Here is a 14,983-nt window from a genome sequence, read left to right on the forward strand (position 1 = left end):
CCAGTCCGGGCTGGAGCCGGCCCAGTCCCCGCTTCGACTTCCTACGTCTATTCCGCTTCCAGCGCCTTGTGTTTCAGCGCCTTCTGTTGCAGCGCCTCTGTTTTTCGAGCCCTGTATTTATTCGAACATATCTTCGAATAAATACAGTCTACGTCGGAGAGGCGACAAAACCCAGATCGGGGGTGGACGGACGATTGCACAGGTAGCAGGATTGAGCCATGAGCTCCCATATCGCACTCCTGAAGCACGTAAAGATCGCCGCCAAGAATTCAACCTTGGTGGCGACCTTCGATATAGACGGAAATATCCCGGGGCAGGGCGCCTACGTGGTGGGCCTACTGGCAGCCGGGCCGGACTACTCCCATCAGCGCAGACTGGGCATTGAGTTCATGAACGGCGAGGCCGTGTCCTTCTACTACTTCAACCATGACGGCACGGAAGAGAACTTCGACCTCAAAGGCGTGGAACACTCAGGAAACACCATCACCGGGAACTTCCCCATTGCAACTGTGCTTGGCCTGCCCAAGGGCCATCTCATGACGGCCTTCAGCGACTGTGACGGCCGGGATTACCAGGCCAACGTGCCTGTTGAAGAGGCCCTCTAGGCAACTTCTTATGGGCTCCCGCTAGGAAGTGGACTTGTACACTTCCAGCTCGAGCGTGATGAAGGCATCGATCATCGCCCGGTAAGTCTTCTCGACAAGTTCGACGTCGATGTCCTTCTTTTCCGCCGTGGCGCGGACATGTTCGATGACCCGCTCCACACGTCCGGGCGCACGGACCTCGGCGCTGTCCGCCTTGAGGGTCCCCGCGATCCGGATCAGCCGCTCGCGGCGCCCGATCAAGGACACAATCTGCTCGTCCACCTCGTCAACAGCCACCCGCACGGCGGCGAGCTGTTCGCGGTCGGCCTGGGCGGCCTTGTCGTCTGCGTGATTTGTGGGCATGTGCATGACAGTATCGAAAGATGCAGCCACGAGTCGACTTCATATCGCTAGGTGTCCGCAGTGTTGACGCCTCACGCCGCTTCTACGTTGATGGCCTCGGCTGGCCGGCCCACCGGGAAGTCCCCGGGGAGGTGCTCTTCATCCAGGTCAACCACGGGCTCATCCTCTCGCTCTGGGACGCGGGCCAGATGCAGTCCGAAGCGGCCACAGATCCCCCTGCCGGCATTGCGAGCATTACGCTCAGCCACAACCTGGCCAGCACGGCGGAAGTCGACCGGGTGATGGCCGAAGCCGAGACCGCGGGAGCCCGCATCGTTGCGGCACCGAAGACCCAGCCCTGGGGCGGCTACACCGGCTACTTCGCCGATCCCGACGGCTACCGCTGGGAAGTCGCCTTCAACCCCGGCTGGTCGGTCGACGGCGGCGGCATAGTGACGCTCTGACCTCAGGGGCCCAACGCCCCCACGCGGGGCAGTCGCTGGATGTGCCGGGGCACCCGCTAGAACAGGCTCCCGACCGGCTGGATGAGTTCCGGTGAGTCATTCTTGACGTTCCCGACGGCGGTGCCGACGGCGTCGATCGTCCAGCCTTCCGCCACGTCGTGCGCCCCGGCCCGGACCAGATCCACGAGCCCGGCCGCGTCATCGGCCTGCGGGTCCAGCCAGGTCTGCATGGTCTCGCGGTTCATGGGCAGCGGAACCCTGTCGTGCAGCGCGGTCAGCTCGGCCAGCATTCCCCCGGCGTAGCCCTCCGGCGGCGAGTCGGTGGTCATGATCGAGGTCGAGAGCATCCAGCGCTCCGGGTCGCCCTCCGCCTTGGACGGGTCCCGCCACCATTCATAAAGCCCAGCGAAGACAATGGGGCGTCCGTCCTTGGGATGGACGTAGTAGGGCTGCTTGGTGCGGCCCTCACCCTTCCACTCGTAGTAGCCGTCCGCCGGGACGGCGCAGCGACGTGCGCGGGTCGCTTTCCGGAAGGCTGGCTTCTCCAGCACGGTCTCGCTGCGGGCATTGATCATCTTGGACCCGATGCCCGGGTCCTTGGCCCAGGACGGCACTAGGCCCCAGCGCGCAATGTGCAGTTGACGGACCGGCTCCCCCTCCACCAGCCGTTCGAGCAGGATCGGCACATCCGCCGTCGGGGCCACGTTCCACGACGGTGGAATCGCGATCTCATCCTCCATCCCGGCATCGAATTCGGCCAGCAGGTCTCCGACGGCCCGGGCCATCACGTAGCGTCCACACATGGCACCAGCATGCCACCGCACCCATTTCATGTCATCCGCCCCAGCCTCCCGGCTGAGCCCCGCCGAGGTCGCCGGAAACCTGCGATTTCGCCGGAGCTTTGCGGCGACTCCGCTGCTTTCCCGCGAATTCGCGTCCGGCGCCATCGTGGGCCACGCGCCTGCGGGAATAGCGGGGTGCGGGGTACGGTTGTTGGCAGTGACGTACGACTTCAGTGGGCGCCCGGCCCGACATGCCGGCCCCAACCACTTACTTGAGGAGAACTTAGTGGACTTCACCCCCGAATCCGGCACCATCACCATGTTTTCGACCACTTGGTGCGGCTACTGCAACCGGTTGAAGAAGCAGCTGGATGCGCAGGGCATCGGGTACACCGAGATCAACATCGAGGAAGTCGAAGGCACCGCCGATCTGGTCGAGCAGCTCAACGGAGGCAACCGCACAGTCCCCACCGTGCTGTTTCCGGACGGCACCGCCGCCACCAACCCCTCCGCAGCAGAGGTCAAGAGCCGGCTCGCCGCCTAGGCCCTTCCTGCATCCAAGGACACCACCAAACCACGACGGCGCGGCCTCCCAAAGGCCGCGCCGTCGCCCGTTGCGCCAGTATGTTGCGCCAGTAACCAGTAAGTTGTGCCAGTAATCCGCGTTCGAGAGCAGAGGAGCTTGTTTCATGGTCCATAAAGTCAAGGCCGCAGTAGTCCGTTCCAAGAATGCCGACGTCACCCTGGAGACAATCCTGGTGCCGGACCCCGGCCCCGGAGAGGCCCTCGTGGACATCCTGACCTGCGGTGTCTGCCACACCGATCTGCACTACAAGCAGGGTGCCATCAACGACGACTTCCCCTTCCTGCTCGGCCACGAGGCCACCGGTGTTGTCAGTGCCGTCGGACCCGATGTCACCGAGGTCGCCCCCGGGGACCGTGTGGTGCTGAACTGGCGGGCCGTCTGCGGCGAGTGCCGCGCCTGCCGCCGGGGCCAGCCGCAGTACTGCTTCAACACCCACAACGCCACCCAGAAGATGACGCTGGAGGACGGCACGGAGCTGACGGCCGCGCTGGGCATCGGTGCCTTTGCCGAGAAGACCCTCGTGGCGGCCGGCCAGTGCACCAAGGTGGACCCCGACGCCGATCCCGCCGCCGTTGGCCTGCTCGGCTGCGGCGTCATGGCAGGCATCGGCGCGGCGATCAACACCGGAAACGTCCAGCGCGGCGATTCGGTCGCCGTGATCGGCTGCGGCGGAGTCGGCGTGGCCGCCGTCGCCGGCGCGGCGCTCGCCGGAGCCACGACGGTGATTGCCGTCGACATCGACGCCAAGAAGCTCCAGCGCGCGAAGGACCTCGGCGCCACCCACACGGTGGACTCCTCCGCCGGCGACCCCGTCGAAGCGATCCGTGAACTGACCGGCGGTTTCGGCGCCGATGTCGTGATCGACGCCGTCGGCCGCCCGGAAACCTACAAGCAGGCCTTCTACGCCCGGGACCTCGCCGGCACGGTGGTCCTGGTGGGTGTGCCGAGCCCCGAGATGACACTTGAACTGCCGCTGCTGGATGTGTTCGGCCGCGGCGGCTCGCTGAAGTCCTCCTGGTACGGCGACTGCCTGCCTTCGCGCGACTTCCCCACGCTCATCAGCCTCTACCGGCAGGGCAAGCTGGATCTGGACGCCTTCGTGACGGAGCGGATCACGATCGACCAGATCGAGGAAGCCTTCACGAAGATGCACGCCGGCGCCGTGCTGCGCTCGGTGGTGGAGCTGTGAACGCCGGCTCTGTGAGCATCCGGATCGACCGGCTGGTGACCTCCGGGACGTTTTCCCTCGATGACGGGACCTGGGATGTCGAGAACAACGTCTGGATCCTCGGGGATGACGCCGAATGCGTCATCATCGACCCGGCCCACGATCCCGCTGCCGTGGCCGCCGCCGTCTCGGGCAGGAAGGTCACGGCAATCCTGCTCACGCACGGCCACGATGACCACATCCGCGCCGTGGGCGAGGTCCGGTCGCTCGTAAACGCGCCCGTGTACCTGCACCGGGACGACTGGATGCTGTGGGAGCGGGTCTTCCCCGGCACCGAGCCGGACCACGCCATTGCCGACGGCGACACGTTCGACGTCGCGGGGGCAAGGCTCGTGGCACTGCACACCCCCGGCCATTCGCCGGGTTCGGTGTGCTTCCTTCTCGAGAGCGAGGGCACCGTGCTTAGCGAAAAAACGGTGTTCAGCGGGGACACGCTGTTCCAGGGTGGCCCCGGGGCGACGGGCCGTTCCTTCAGCGACTTCCCGACCATCATCGAATCCATCCGGACCCGGCTCCTGCCGCTCCCGGCCGGCACGACGGTCCGGACCGGCCACGGGGATCCGACGACGATCGGCGCCGAGGCACCGCACCTTGAGGAATGGATCGCGCGGGGACACTGACCGCATCCAGGCAAAGGCCCGGTCCGCCGCTTCCGGACCGGGCCTTTCCGCCATAGGATGTGACGCCATGAGCTCTCTCCCCAGCAAGGATCCGGCAGTACTGACCGCGGACCTACGGACCCAATTCGATGCGTTCCTCGATGAACATCGTGCGGACCTGCACGCCTGCCTGGACGGGCTCACCGAAGAGGAGGCCCGGGCCTCGCTGGTGCCGTCGCGGACCACCCTCCTGGGGCTGGTCAAACACGCCGCCTTCGTGGAGAAGGTCTGGTTTGATGAGGCCATCACGTGCCGGTCCCGGGCGGAGATCGGCATTCCGGCCACCCCCGACGAATCGTTTATCCTGGCGGAGGAGGACACCATCGCGGGCCTCCAGGCCGACTACCTCCAGGCCTGCGAGGACTCACGCCGTCGGGCCGCTTCCCTCGATCTTGACGACCTTGTCAGGGGCAACCGGCGCGGACCGCTGCCGTTGCGGTGGGTCTACCTGCACATGCTCAGGGAACTCGCCCAGCATTGCGGCCACGCGGACATTCTGCGCGAGCAGATCCTCGCAGCGCGCACCGGACGGCACCGGCCGCCCGGGCCTGGAATCTACACCAGAAGAGCGGCAATGCACAATGGGTGCGGGTGAGCGCGGATGCGGCCACCCCCGATTGGTTTTCACAGGGCCGCATCCGCGCTGGTCTAGGGAAGGCCGGGTTCCAGCTCTGGTCCCGCGTGCCGGCGGCGTAATCGCACCCCGGTCGGCTCAGACACCACAGTGGGGGCACTCCAAGAACCAGGCCGGCCGGATGTCGTGCGCGATCCAAAGACGAACGCCGTGAACGGGGCGACGGCACTGCCGGCGACATCGACTCTGGTGGCCATGAGATAGGAACTCCCGCAACGAAGTGAGCAGCCTCTGCCTGACCAAAGTCAGAATATCAATTGCATTTGCCGCACAAAAGGAAAAGAGAGTAACAATCAATAGGCGGATTTTCCGGCCGGAAAGCCCGTAGCTCCCCCGTGCCGGCCTCACCATCCGCCGAACAGACACCATGCTCCGTACTTCCTCGTCAGAAGACCGGGTGCTGTTCCAGACCCCAGCGCGAGCAGTGGAGTGAGCGCCACGGCTGCAATTCCAGTTTTCGTTCCCTTATTCGTGGTTCCCCAATTGGCCAGAAATATGTTGGCGAGCCTGCCGCACGGGTGTCAGGTTTCCCGGGCGACGGTGATTTCCCACTCGGGCATGGAGTTTCAGCAGTTTGCCTCGCCGGAATCTCCAGTTCGGTCTTGATCGACTCCGCGGCCGTGGGAAACAATGTTCGCGGCGTAACGGTCCCCGGTGAAAAGGGTTTTCAATGACAGCGCGGGATACCTCCTCAGTCGGTGTGCCGTGCTGGGTCGATACCTGGCAGCCAGATCCCCAGGCCGCCAAAGACTTCTACGGTCCGCTCTTCGGCTGGACTTTCGACGACCCGGCTCCGATGCCGTCCGGTCTCGACGGCGCCTACTACGTTGCCCGCCTCCACGGTCAGCTGGTGGCCGGCATCGGACAGGCGCCGCCGCAATCGCCGCCGGGGTGGATCACCCATGTGCGTGTCGACGACGTCGGGGAAGCCCTGGTGCGTTCCGAACGGGCGGGAGGCAAGCGCTTGGCGCCGTTTGATGCCGGCGCGGATGACCGTCACGCTGTGCTCGTCGACGGCGCCGAACTGGCGAACGAGCCGAATTCCTGGGCCATGAGCTCGCTGCGGGGCGGCACCTTTGCCGTCAGCGCAGCCGCCGGCTGACGCTTGCTGGAGAGCATGAGCGCCGCACCCGATTTGCGGCGCTGGTAGGGTCAGCGCATGGATGAAATTTTGGGGAAGTTCATCGACAATTTCGCGCGGCTCGTGGAGCTTGCGCAGTCCGGGCAGCAGCGGGTGCAACCGGGAACCCAGCTGCTGACTACGCTGACTGAGCATTTGGCGGTCCGGGCCGAATCAGTGTCAGTAGTGGTTGAGGAGATTCCGCCGCACCGGTTCGTGGACGCAGACATCCTCATGGAGGAGCTCGCCACGGAGGATCCTGAGTTCCGGCTCGTGGGCATCGGCGGCGGCGACCAGCGCCACCATCACTCGCTGAGCGACATGCTGCAGCAGTCCCAGCTATTTCCGCAATTCCCCCTGTCCCAACCGGACTACGCCAACCTCGCTGTCGGGCCGGACGAACAGCGGCAGGCCGTTGCCCTGGGGCTGTGGCTGTTCAGCCACGGAGGCAGTCCCATCGCCGTGCTGCAGCGGGACGCCAACCCCCGGTATGGCCGGCAGTCAGCGTCCCTTGAAGTTTTGGCCGGCGCCACAGATAGGGCCGCCCGGTTCCTCTCGGAGTTCCGGCGGCGGATGCAGCACCGCAGCGTGCTCAAGGGGCAGGTCATTTCCCTGGTGATGGGTGAGTATGGTCCCAGCGCGGCCGGGGTGACCTTTCATGCGCGGCCGGTCCTTGCCGCGTCGGATGTCATCCTGCCGGACGGCCTGCTGGAGAAAGTGTCGGACCACGCGCTGGGTATCGCCGAGCACCGTGAGTCCCTGATCAAGTACGGCCAGCACCTGAAACGCGGCGTCCTGCTCTATGGCAGGCCGGGGACGGGCAAGACCCATACGGTGAGGTATTTGTTGAGTCGGAGCGAGGGTGTCACAGCAATCCTTCTTTCGGGGGGATCGCTCGCCAGAATCTCAGAAGCCGCCACCATGGCCCGGGCGCTGCAGCCCTCCATCGTGGTTCTTGAGGACTGCGACCTCATCGCCGAGGACCGCAGCTTCGGGCACGGGCCTCAGCCGCTGCTGTTCGAGGTGCTGGACGCCATGGACGGTCTGGCCAGCGACGCCGATGTGGCGTTCGTGCTTACCACCAACCGCGTGGACATGCTCGAACGAGCCCTGGCACAGCGCCCGGGCCGCGTGGACCTGGCCGTGGAAATTCCCATGCCTGCCCAGGCGGAGCGGGTTGCGCTGATCAGACTGTATGCCCGTGGTATTCCCTTCAGCGCGAACTCGATTGAAGATGCCGCCGCCCGCGCCGACGGCACCACCGCCTCGTTCGCGCGCGAACTCGTCCGCAGGGCGGTCGTTGCCGGCGCATTGGAAGGCGTGCCGGTGGCGGACATTCATCTCGAGAAGGCCGTGGATGACCTGATGGCCGACAGCGCCGCCCTCACCCGAAGCCTCCTCGGCAGCGGCGCCGGGAGCGACGCTGAGGGCATGGGAGGGCCGTTCCCCGGACCGCCGGCGACCTTTCATCCCGGGGGCTAGGAATGACCGCACCCAGTGTCTGGGCCGTCAGCGCCGCCACCGGTACGGCGTGGTTGTGGACACCCGGCGCAAACCGTAGCGTTCCAGGATTGGTCGCGAATATTCGGTCGAGTCACTGTGGATGAGTTTCTTACCGAGCGTTAGTGCGGCGCGAGCCCGGGCGGCGGTGAGGGCCCGGTAAATGCCCCGGCCGCGCCATTCGGCCCGCGTTGCCCCGCCCCAGATGCCCGCGAATTCTGTGTCAGGCACCGGTTCGAGGCGGCCTGCGCTCACGATCAGGCCTTCGTGTTCGGCTACCCACAGTTCCATTCCGCCGTCGTGTGCCACCCGACGCAGGATTGCCTCAGCGTTGCCGTCGGAGACGTTGGCGCCGAAAACCTCGTCCTGCATTGCGCTCATGGCACGGATGTCCCGTTCTGCGCTCACCCGCCGCAAGCTGACGCCGGGAGTGGCACATCCACGTTCAGCGAGTGGGCCGGCCCGATCATGACCGATTCGGTCTCATCAGGTTCAAATCCGTTGTCGAGCAGTGCGCCATGAAGTCCCGGCGCATGATCGTGACCACGGGTTTTCCACTCGACCCGGTCAATTGCGGGATCCTCGCGAAAAAAGGCGAGCGCTTCGGCCACCCAATGCGAGATCGTCCGGGCACTGGCCCCATCGAGGTCCTGATATGTCACGAAGCCGCTGCCGCCCGCGAAGGTCACCAGGCGCAGCGGGCCCAGCCGTTCGACCCCGATGGCACCAAGCGTCTCGGCATCCGTGCGGAGTTGCCGGTCGTAGGCCATCAGAAGTTCGTCAGAAAGAGTCATCGGCGTCCACGGTACAGCCAGAGAACTACCTCTTCCACGGCCAGCCGCCGAGGCTTAGACTCGATTCGCTTGACCAAACAGGGAGAAGTCCGGCATGAGGCTCGTCGTCGATCTCACAAAATGCCAGGGTTACGCACAATGCGCCTTCCTCGCCCCGGACGTCTTCACGATCCAGGGGGACGAGGCCCTGACGTACGACCCCGACCCTGACGAGGCGCAGCGCACGAGGATCCGGCGGGCCGCCGCGGCGTGCCCTGTACAGGCCATCCGACTCGACCAGCTTGAGGAGCCGCGCAGCCCGCGGCCTCCCATAGAAGCCCCAGGAACGGCAGCCGCAGGCGGGGGCAACGGGGGCATGTTCAAACGATCCGGAAGGATCGTCATCGTGGGCACGTCACTGACCGGGCTGCGCGCGGCGGAGCGGCTGCGCGAGGAAGGGTTCACGGGCTCGCTGACCCTGATCGGCGAGGAAACGCACGAACCCTATGACCGGCCGCCGCTGTCGAAACAGGTCCTGACCGGTACGGTGCGCTCCGATGACACGTCGCTGCCACGCCGCCGCACAATCGACGCAGACTGGCGTCTGGGCGTCGCCGCCACCGGTCTGGATCTGGCCGCCAGGCAGGTGCATCTCGCCGACGGCAACCGAATCGGATTCGACAAGCTGTTGATCGCCACCGGCGTGCGGGCCCGTTCCTGGCCAAACGCGGCGGAGGCGGCGCTGGCAGGCGTGCTGACCTTGCGGACCCGGGAGGACGCCGCAACGCTTCGGCAGCTCCTGGCCGCGCGCCCTCGCCGGGTCCTGGTCATTGGCGCCGGGTTCATCGGCTGCGAAGTCGCTTCGGTGTGCCGCGAACTTGGCCTGCCGGTCACCGTGGCGGAGGCTGGTCCGGCACCGCTCGGCGCGGCGCTGGGCAGCGTGATCGGTGCAATTGCCGGAGAGCTGCAGATCGAGAACGGCGTGGATCTGCGCTGCGGCGTCAGGGTCGTCTCGCTGGAAGGCGATGCCGGCGGACAGCTGCGCCGCGCCCGCCTCTCCGATGGCACCACACTTGACGTGGACATCGCGGTCGCCGCGCTCGGGACCGTCCGCAACGGTGACTGGCTCGCCGGTTCCGGATTGGCGAGCGGTGTGTGGGGCGTCGCGTGCGACGCCGGCTGCCGCGCTTTCGACGCCAACGGGCTGGTCACCGATGACGTCTTCGTCGCCGGCGACGTGTCCCGCGCCCCGCAGCCGATGTTCGGCTACCAGTTCCTCGCCGTCGAGCACTGGGGCAACGCGATCTCCCAGGCCGAGGTTGCAGCGCACAACATGGTGAGCGGCGAGACCGAACGGTGGCCGCACCTGGCGGTGCCTAAGTTCTGGTCCGTCCAGTTCGGCACCGAAATCAAGAGCGTGGGCGTGCCCTCGGTCGCCGATCAGGTCGCCATCGTGCAGGGAGCGGTTGCCTCGCGGAGGTTCCTGGCGGTTTACGGCTACAAGGGCCGCATCGTGGCCGCGGTGGCCTTCAACCAGAACAAATGGCTTGACTTCTATGAACCGCTGATCGAGCAGGCGGCGTCCTTCCCGCCCTCGTTCCACCACGTTGACGAGCCCGCCGATGCGCAGCCGGTGCAGGCCGGGTTCCAGCCCGCCGCCAGCCCGACCCAAGATGCGACCGTCGTGGTGACCGGCCACTATCCCAATGAGCGGCGCGCCAGATTGACTGACCGCCGCCTCCCGTAACGCGCCGCCCGGAGACCGGCACCCACCGGCCCCACGACCCTAGGAGCCTTCGCCATGGCCCAACCCACCATCTGGGAGCAGATCCTCGACACCGCCAACCGGGCGAACCCCTACCCGTACTACGAGGAGCTCCGCAAGACCCCTGTGACACGTCTTCCGGACGGAAGCTATCTGGTGAGCACCTACGCGGAAATCGCCGCCCTGTTGCACGATCCGCGGGTCAGCTCAGACATCACCAGGAACCCGGCAGCCGCCGCGGCGGGCGCCGCCGCCACCGGCGAGGACGGGGACGGGGACGGCGCGGGCATGACACCGACTTTCCTCAGCATGGATCCGCCTGATCACGACAAGTTTCGACGGATCACCATGCGGCACTTCGGCCCGCCAACGACTCCCGGCAGGGTGGCCGGGATGGAGGAGCGGATGGCGGAAATTGTCACCGACCTCGTCGACGACATGGCCGACCGCGGCCGGATCGACGTCGTCGATGACCTGGCGTATCCGCTGCCCGTCACGGTGATCTGCGAACTTCTCGGTGTGCCCCCAGGCGATGAACAGCGCTTCCGGGTCTGGGTGGACGTTGCCCTGCAATCCACGGATCCAGGTCTCGATCCCGAAACCCAGCAAAAGAAGAGAGTCGAGGCCGGCAAAGAACTACGTGCATTCATGCAGGAACTGGTCGACACCCACCGGCGGGCACCGGGGAATGACCTGCTTTCAGCGATGGCCACAGATGATGGCCCCGAAGGGCGCATGCCGGACGAACAACTGGTGAGCACCGGGCTTCTGCTGCTCATCGCCGGACATGAAACCACCGTGAACCTCATCTCCAACGGCGCACTGACGTTGCTCCGTCACCCCGCCGAGCTCCAGAGGCTGCGCGATGACCCGGGTCTGGCCATCCCGATGGTCGAGGAACTGCTCCGCTACGAGCCGCCTGTCCATTTCATCCCGTTCCGCACCGCCCTCGACGACATCGAGATCGCCGGCACCACCATCCCGGCCGGCGCCTCCTTGACCCTGGTCCTGGCCGCGGGCAACCGCGACCCCGCCCACGTCACTGACCCCGGCCTCTTCATCCCAGACCGGCGCAACAACCAGCACCTCGGCTTTGGTGGCGGCGTCCATCTTTGCTTCGGGGCGCCCCTGGCCCGCTTGGAAGCGCAGATCGCCCTCACCCAGTTCGCCACCAGGCTGGAGAACCCGCGGCTGGTCTCCGACCCGCCGCCGTACCGGCCGAGCCCTTTCCTGCGCGGCCCCTCCCACCTTCCGATAGACATCGACGGCGTCCTCGCCCCTGGCCAGGAGAACTGACGGTAGTCGTTGGCATCGCCAACGCCGGCTTCCCTGATGATCTGGTCCATGCCGACTGCCCGGATGCCCTGGTGGTAGAACAACGGGCTTGCCGAGGCGAACGCCACGGTCGCCAGCCGTGACCCGCAGCGCGCTGAGGGCACCTTCAGCGCGCCCGTGCGGACTTCAGCGGGTGACCGTCAGTGGCTTCATTGGCGCCGCACAGGACACCAGTGCAAGGCCGACCTCGCCAGCGCCTGCCACGCGGTTGTTCCTGCCGGTGTCATCGCACCAGTCAACGTTGTAGGGCATAGCGGTTACGACGGCATCCCCCACGGCCGTCCGGGCGGGTACGACAAATGTGTACGTGAACCCGCCGGCGTCGTTCATGGCGGCGGTGGTGTTGACGACTTCCACCCCTGTTGCGTCGGTGACGCTCACCTGGATGCGCGCGTTCTTGCCGTAGCGGGGATTGCAGTCAGCGTCCGGCGCTGCGACCGTCACGCTTTGCCCAGGCGCGGCCGTCGTCGGAGTCAGCGAATAGGCGGGCGGGAAACACGGCGGCTCCCCGTCAGTGGAGGACGCGCACCCCGAGATCGAGGCAACGAGTACCAATGCGCCCACCGTGGCACTGATCGCGGAGTGCCGACCACGGTCCTTCCAATGGAGAGCCATGCCGTCAGTGTCGCTGGTACGGCACCCGACGCCTACTGTTGTGCTGAATTCGTGCCCGGATCGTTGCCTGCGCGTGTACGCCACCGGCTGACTGCGCTCATCACCCGCCCCCATAGCGCCCAGTAGGCCACGCCCGCGGCCAACGAGCCTGCCACGGCCAAGGCGGGGCTGATCGCGGCCAGCGGCGGGTAGACCACCCAGTGGACCAGATACGCGTAGAGGGAGGCGCTGGCGAGCACCACCATGAGGCGGCGGAGGACCCTCGGCACCGGAATGCTGGGCAGCCAGATGAGCAGCAAGATCCCGGCGAGCAGCGTGGCCTCCCGGCCCGGATTCTCGAAGAATCCCGGAACGGTCGCTGCTGCAACGACAGAGACCAGGCAACGCTGGGCGATGGTCCGGGACCGTGCAATAGCCCAACCCAGCGCGAAGAGCCAGAGCGCAGGCGCCGTGTGCGGCACCCCGGGGTTCACCAGCTCATAACGGGTCAGGAGCCCCACGCCGGTCAGCGCCAGCGGAAAGAGCAGGGGGAAGCGCCGCTCGGCGCGGTCCGCCCACGGAATGGCCAGCAGTGCCGTCGCCGCGAGAAGCAGGTAGACGAGAATTTCGATGAACCAGAAATGCCACTGGGTGGTCACCGCCTCCGGCCCGAGGACGGCGTTGAGCAGCAGGATATTGGCGGGCGCGTAGTAGTCGGTGGTCAGGTACGCCACCGCAATGAACGCCATGCTCGGCACCACGATTCTTGCCACGCTGGACAGCTGCCGCCGCAGCCGTGGGACGCGCTTCCCGGAGAGCTGGAAGCGGGCGAAATTGTAACCGGCTACCGCCATGAGCACGTGGGCCGCACCCTGCCAGCTGAACAGACCGACGTGCGTGCTGATGATCAGGACGATCCCGACGGCCCGCAGCACGACGCTCGTTTCCACGGGCGTAACGAACCGCCGGCGCTTCCGGACCGGTGCAGTGCGCGGCGGCGGCTCCAGGTCCCGGACCGGCGTCACGTGCCAGTTGGGCGGGAGATGGCCCAGGGCCTGTTCCAGCCGCACCGACGCGGCCACGTAGGACAGTGAGTCCCCGCCCAGGGACACGAACGTGTCATTGGGCGCGATGTCGGCGCACTCCAGCGCGTCCTGGAAGATCCTCCGGACGCTGTCCGGAGGACTATTGTCCGGGCCGCGGATTTCCGCCGTGGGGGCGGGTGCTGGCACTGTTTTCGGCCCGCACAGGGCCAGAACGGCCTGGTAGTCGAGCTTGCCCGTTGCCAGGCGCGGGAGATGTTCGACGGCGTGGACCTCCAGGGCCGCCCGCGGCAGCCCCATGCCCTGGGCGAGGACCTTGCCCAGCAGGTGCGCGTCGTGGTCGCCTTCGACGGCGACGACGACGCCGTCGTCCGTCCCGGCGCTGGCCGCCTGCACACCGAGGTCGGCCAGGAGCCGCTCGACCTGTCCCAGGTCAACGCGCAGCCCCACGATCTTGACGAACCGGCTGCGCCGGCCCACGACTTCGTAGACGCCCGCCGGGTGCAGCCGGGCGAGGTCGCCGGTGCGCAGCTCCTCAACGGACCGGCCCGCGGCGAGGTCCGCCGGGCATTCGGCATAGCCAAGCATGACGTTGGCGCCGCTGTAGACAAGTTCGCCGTGTTCCAGCCCCGGTACGGGGTCGATCCTGAACGAGCCGCCGGGCACCGGGATGCCCACCGCGCCCGGGACTTCGGCCGCCAGTTCCGGAGGCAGGTACGCCATCCGGGCCGTCGCTTCGGTCTGGCCGTACATCACGAAAAATTCCCAGCCGTTGCGGCGGCCCAGTTCGGCGTATTTCCGCACCGATTCCGGCCCCAGCCGGCCCCCGGCCTGGGTGACGTAGCGCAGGCCGGGCAGGTCCATGTCCGCGAACCCGACCCGTTCCAGCAGGTCAAAGGTGTACGGAACGGCCGCGAAGGACGTAGCTCCCCGGCGTCGGAAGAGCTCCCAGAAGCATGGATCAACCACGGAAAGGTCGGTCAGGACCAGCCCGGCGCCGCGGAGCAGGTGGCTGTTGATCACGGACAGTCCGTAACAGTAGGACGTCGGCAGCGTCGTCGCGGCACGGTCGTCGGGCCCGATGTTCAGGTACTCGGCAATGGACTCGGCGTTGGCCTGCAGGTTTGCATGAGAGAGCCGGACGAGCTTGGGCGAGCCTGTGGATCCGGACGTGCTGAGCAGGAGGGCCAGGTCCGGGTGAAGCTCGTGGCGGGTGTCGGTCCGGCGTTCGTCCATCAGGAGCTGCCCGGCGCCGGACCGGACAACGACGTCAGGGTCGTAGGCCGCAACGAGGGATTCCAGGGCGGCCGGCTTGTCCTCCGGCAGGAGAATCAGCGGGTGGCCGCCGGCCAGGGCCGCCAGATAGACCACAAGGGAGTCGAGGTCGTTGGCGGCGGCGAGCGCCACGAGGCGCCGCGTGGTGCCAAGACGGAGGGAGAAGGCATCGACCCTCTCCGCCAGCTCCCGGTACGTCATTGCCAGGGTGTCGGTGAGTATGGCAGGGCTGTCCCCGTGGCTCGCAAGATCGGCGGCAAAGGGCACCCGCATGAAGTCAAGCTGCGTGGTCACCCGGA

At 66.7% G+C, this 14,983-nt stretch carries 16 protein-coding genes; 10 read left to right on the plus strand and 6 right to left on the minus strand.

Annotated features, from left to right (window positions below; all coding sequences use genetic code 11):
- The first annotated feature begins 218 nt into the window (after positions 1-218).
- On the plus strand, positions 219-605 hold the full coding sequence (locus tag C566_RS0104745) for a hypothetical protein (RefSeq protein ID WP_018773194.1): 387 nt from the start codon (positions 219-221) through the stop codon (positions 603-605).
- A 21-nt stretch (positions 606-626) separates the two neighbouring features.
- Here C566_RS0104745 and C566_RS0104750 read toward each other — a convergent pair whose 3' ends face one another.
- Entirely contained in the window at positions 627-953 is a 327-nt protein-coding gene (locus C566_RS0104750; RefSeq protein ID WP_018773195.1) for a chorismate mutase, read from the minus strand.
- A 14-nt stretch (positions 954-967) separates the two neighbouring features.
- On the opposite strand from C566_RS0104750, the gene C566_RS0104755 reads away from it, so the two are divergent.
- Positions 968-1,390 carry a VOC family protein gene (locus C566_RS0104755; protein ID WP_026266391.1) on the plus strand — a complete coding sequence of 141 codons (423 nt, stop codon included), beginning with the start codon at positions 968-970 and terminating at the stop codon, positions 1,388-1,390.
- A gap of 56 nt (positions 1,391-1,446) precedes the next feature.
- On the opposite strand, the gene C566_RS0104760 is transcribed toward C566_RS0104755, so the two are convergent.
- Positions 1,447-2,193, minus strand: coding sequence for an SOS response-associated peptidase (locus C566_RS0104760; RefSeq protein WP_081627248.1), 747 nt, complete (start codon positions 2,191-2,193; stop codon positions 1,447-1,449).
- Positions 2,194-2,458: 265 nt separating this feature from the next.
- On the opposite strand from C566_RS0104760, the gene C566_RS0104765 reads away from it, so the two are divergent.
- The 6 genes from C566_RS0104765 to C566_RS20780 all read left to right on the plus strand — a co-directional run bounded on the left by C566_RS0104765 (position 2,459) and on the right by C566_RS20780 (position 7,881).
- Positions 2,459-2,716 (plus strand): mycoredoxin, encoded by a 258-nt coding sequence (locus C566_RS0104765; RefSeq protein ID WP_011692168.1) that lies wholly within the window; start codon positions 2,459-2,461, stop codon positions 2,714-2,716.
- A 145-nt stretch (positions 2,717-2,861) separates the two neighbouring features.
- Complete coding sequence (locus tag C566_RS0104770; protein ID WP_018773198.1) at positions 2,862-3,947, plus strand: S-(hydroxymethyl)mycothiol dehydrogenase; 1,086 nt, start codon at positions 2,862-2,864, stop codon at positions 3,945-3,947.
- A gap of 11 nt (positions 3,948-3,958) precedes the next feature.
- Positions 3,959-4,606, plus strand: coding sequence for an MBL fold metallo-hydrolase (locus C566_RS0104775; RefSeq protein ID WP_155846731.1), 648 nt, complete (start codon positions 3,959-3,961; stop codon positions 4,604-4,606).
- 67 nt (positions 4,607-4,673) lie between these two features.
- Complete coding sequence (locus C566_RS20770) at positions 4,674-5,240, plus strand: DinB family protein (protein ID WP_018773200.1); 567 nt, start codon at positions 4,674-4,676, stop codon at positions 5,238-5,240.
- Between the two features lie 709 nt (positions 5,241-5,949).
- Positions 5,950-6,381 (plus strand): VOC family protein, encoded by a 432-nt coding sequence (locus C566_RS20775; protein ID WP_018773201.1) that lies wholly within the window; start codon positions 5,950-5,952, stop codon positions 6,379-6,381.
- A gap of 57 nt (positions 6,382-6,438) precedes the next feature.
- Entirely contained in the window at positions 6,439-7,881 is a 1,443-nt protein-coding gene (locus tag C566_RS20780; protein ID WP_051082219.1) for an AAA family ATPase, read from the plus strand.
- Positions 7,882-7,908: 27 nt separating this feature from the next.
- Here C566_RS20780 and C566_RS23400 read toward each other — a convergent pair whose 3' ends face one another.
- Positions 7,909-8,307: a GNAT family N-acetyltransferase gene (locus tag C566_RS23400; protein WP_331271114.1), complete on the minus strand. Its 399-nt coding sequence runs from the start codon at positions 8,305-8,307 to the stop codon at positions 7,909-7,911.
- Complete coding sequence (locus C566_RS23405; protein ID WP_331271115.1) at positions 8,304-8,693, minus strand: hypothetical protein; 390 nt, start codon at positions 8,691-8,693, stop codon at positions 8,304-8,306. The genes C566_RS23400 and C566_RS23405 overlap by 4 nt, the downstream gene beginning before the upstream one ends.
- A gap of 94 nt (positions 8,694-8,787) precedes the next feature.
- On the opposite strand from C566_RS23405, the gene C566_RS0104800 reads away from it, so the two are divergent.
- On the plus strand, positions 8,788-10,419 hold the full coding sequence (locus tag C566_RS0104800; RefSeq protein WP_018773203.1) for an FAD-dependent oxidoreductase: 1,632 nt from the start codon (positions 8,788-8,790) through the stop codon (positions 10,417-10,419).
- 54 nt (positions 10,420-10,473) lie between these two features.
- Positions 10,474-11,733: a cytochrome P450 gene (locus tag C566_RS0104805; protein WP_018773204.1), complete on the plus strand. Its 1,260-nt coding sequence runs from the start codon at positions 10,474-10,476 to the stop codon at positions 11,731-11,733.
- A gap of 165 nt (positions 11,734-11,898) precedes the next feature.
- Here the strand turns inward: C566_RS0104805 and C566_RS0104810 are convergent, their stop codons facing one another.
- Positions 11,899-12,387, minus strand: coding sequence for a hypothetical protein (locus C566_RS0104810; RefSeq protein ID WP_231386248.1), 489 nt, complete (start codon positions 12,385-12,387; stop codon positions 11,899-11,901).
- 32 nt (positions 12,388-12,419) lie between these two features.
- A complete protein-coding gene (locus C566_RS0104815) occupies positions 12,420-14,978 on the minus strand; it encodes an AMP-binding protein (RefSeq protein WP_051082257.1) in 2,559 nt (852 codons plus the stop codon).
- Between the last annotated feature and the right edge of the window lie 5 nt (positions 14,979-14,983).

The organism is Arthrobacter sp. 131MFCol6.1 (genome assembly GCF_000374925.1).
Classification (GTDB): Bacteria; Actinomycetota; Actinomycetes; order Actinomycetales; family Micrococcaceae; genus Arthrobacter.

What these genes read in the sequence shown, in the direction of transcription:
- C566_RS20775 (WP_018773201.1), top strand. Translation starts at nt 5,950, where the DNA reads ATGACAGCGCGGGATACCTCCTCAGTCGGTGTGCCGTGCTGGGTCGAT.
- C566_RS0104770 (WP_018773198.1), top strand. Translation starts at nt 2,862, where the DNA reads ATGGTCCATAAAGTCAAGGCCGCAGTAGTCCGTTCCAAGAATGCCGAC.
- C566_RS0104755 (WP_026266391.1), top strand. Translation starts at nt 968, where the DNA reads ATGCAGCCACGAGTCGACTTCATATCGCTAGGTGTCCGCAGTGTTGAC.
- C566_RS0104800 (WP_018773203.1), top strand. Translation starts at nt 8,788, where the DNA reads ATGAGGCTCGTCGTCGATCTCACAAAATGCCAGGGTTACGCACAATGC.
- C566_RS0104750 (WP_018773195.1), bottom strand. Translation starts at nt 953, where the DNA reads ATGCACATGCCCACAAATCACGCAGACGACAAGGCCGCCCAGGCCGAC.
- C566_RS0104810 (WP_231386248.1), bottom strand. Translation starts at nt 12,387, where the DNA reads ATGGCTCTCCATTGGAAGGACCGTGGTCGGCACTCCGCGATCAGTGCC.
- C566_RS0104745 (WP_018773194.1), top strand. Translation starts at nt 219, where the DNA reads ATGAGCTCCCATATCGCACTCCTGAAGCACGTAAAGATCGCCGCCAAG.
- C566_RS20770 (WP_018773200.1), top strand. Translation starts at nt 4,674, where the DNA reads ATGAGCTCTCTCCCCAGCAAGGATCCGGCAGTACTGACCGCGGACCTA.
- C566_RS20780 (WP_051082219.1), top strand. Translation starts at nt 6,439, where the DNA reads ATGGATGAAATTTTGGGGAAGTTCATCGACAATTTCGCGCGGCTCGTG.
- C566_RS23405 (WP_331271115.1), bottom strand. Translation starts at nt 8,693, where the DNA reads ATGACTCTTTCTGACGAACTTCTGATGGCCTACGACCGGCAACTCCGC.
- C566_RS0104805 (WP_018773204.1), top strand. Translation starts at nt 10,474, where the DNA reads ATGGCCCAACCCACCATCTGGGAGCAGATCCTCGACACCGCCAACCGG.
- C566_RS0104760 (WP_081627248.1), bottom strand. Translation starts at nt 2,193, where the DNA reads ATGTGTGGACGCTACGTGATGGCCCGGGCCGTCGGAGACCTGCTGGCC.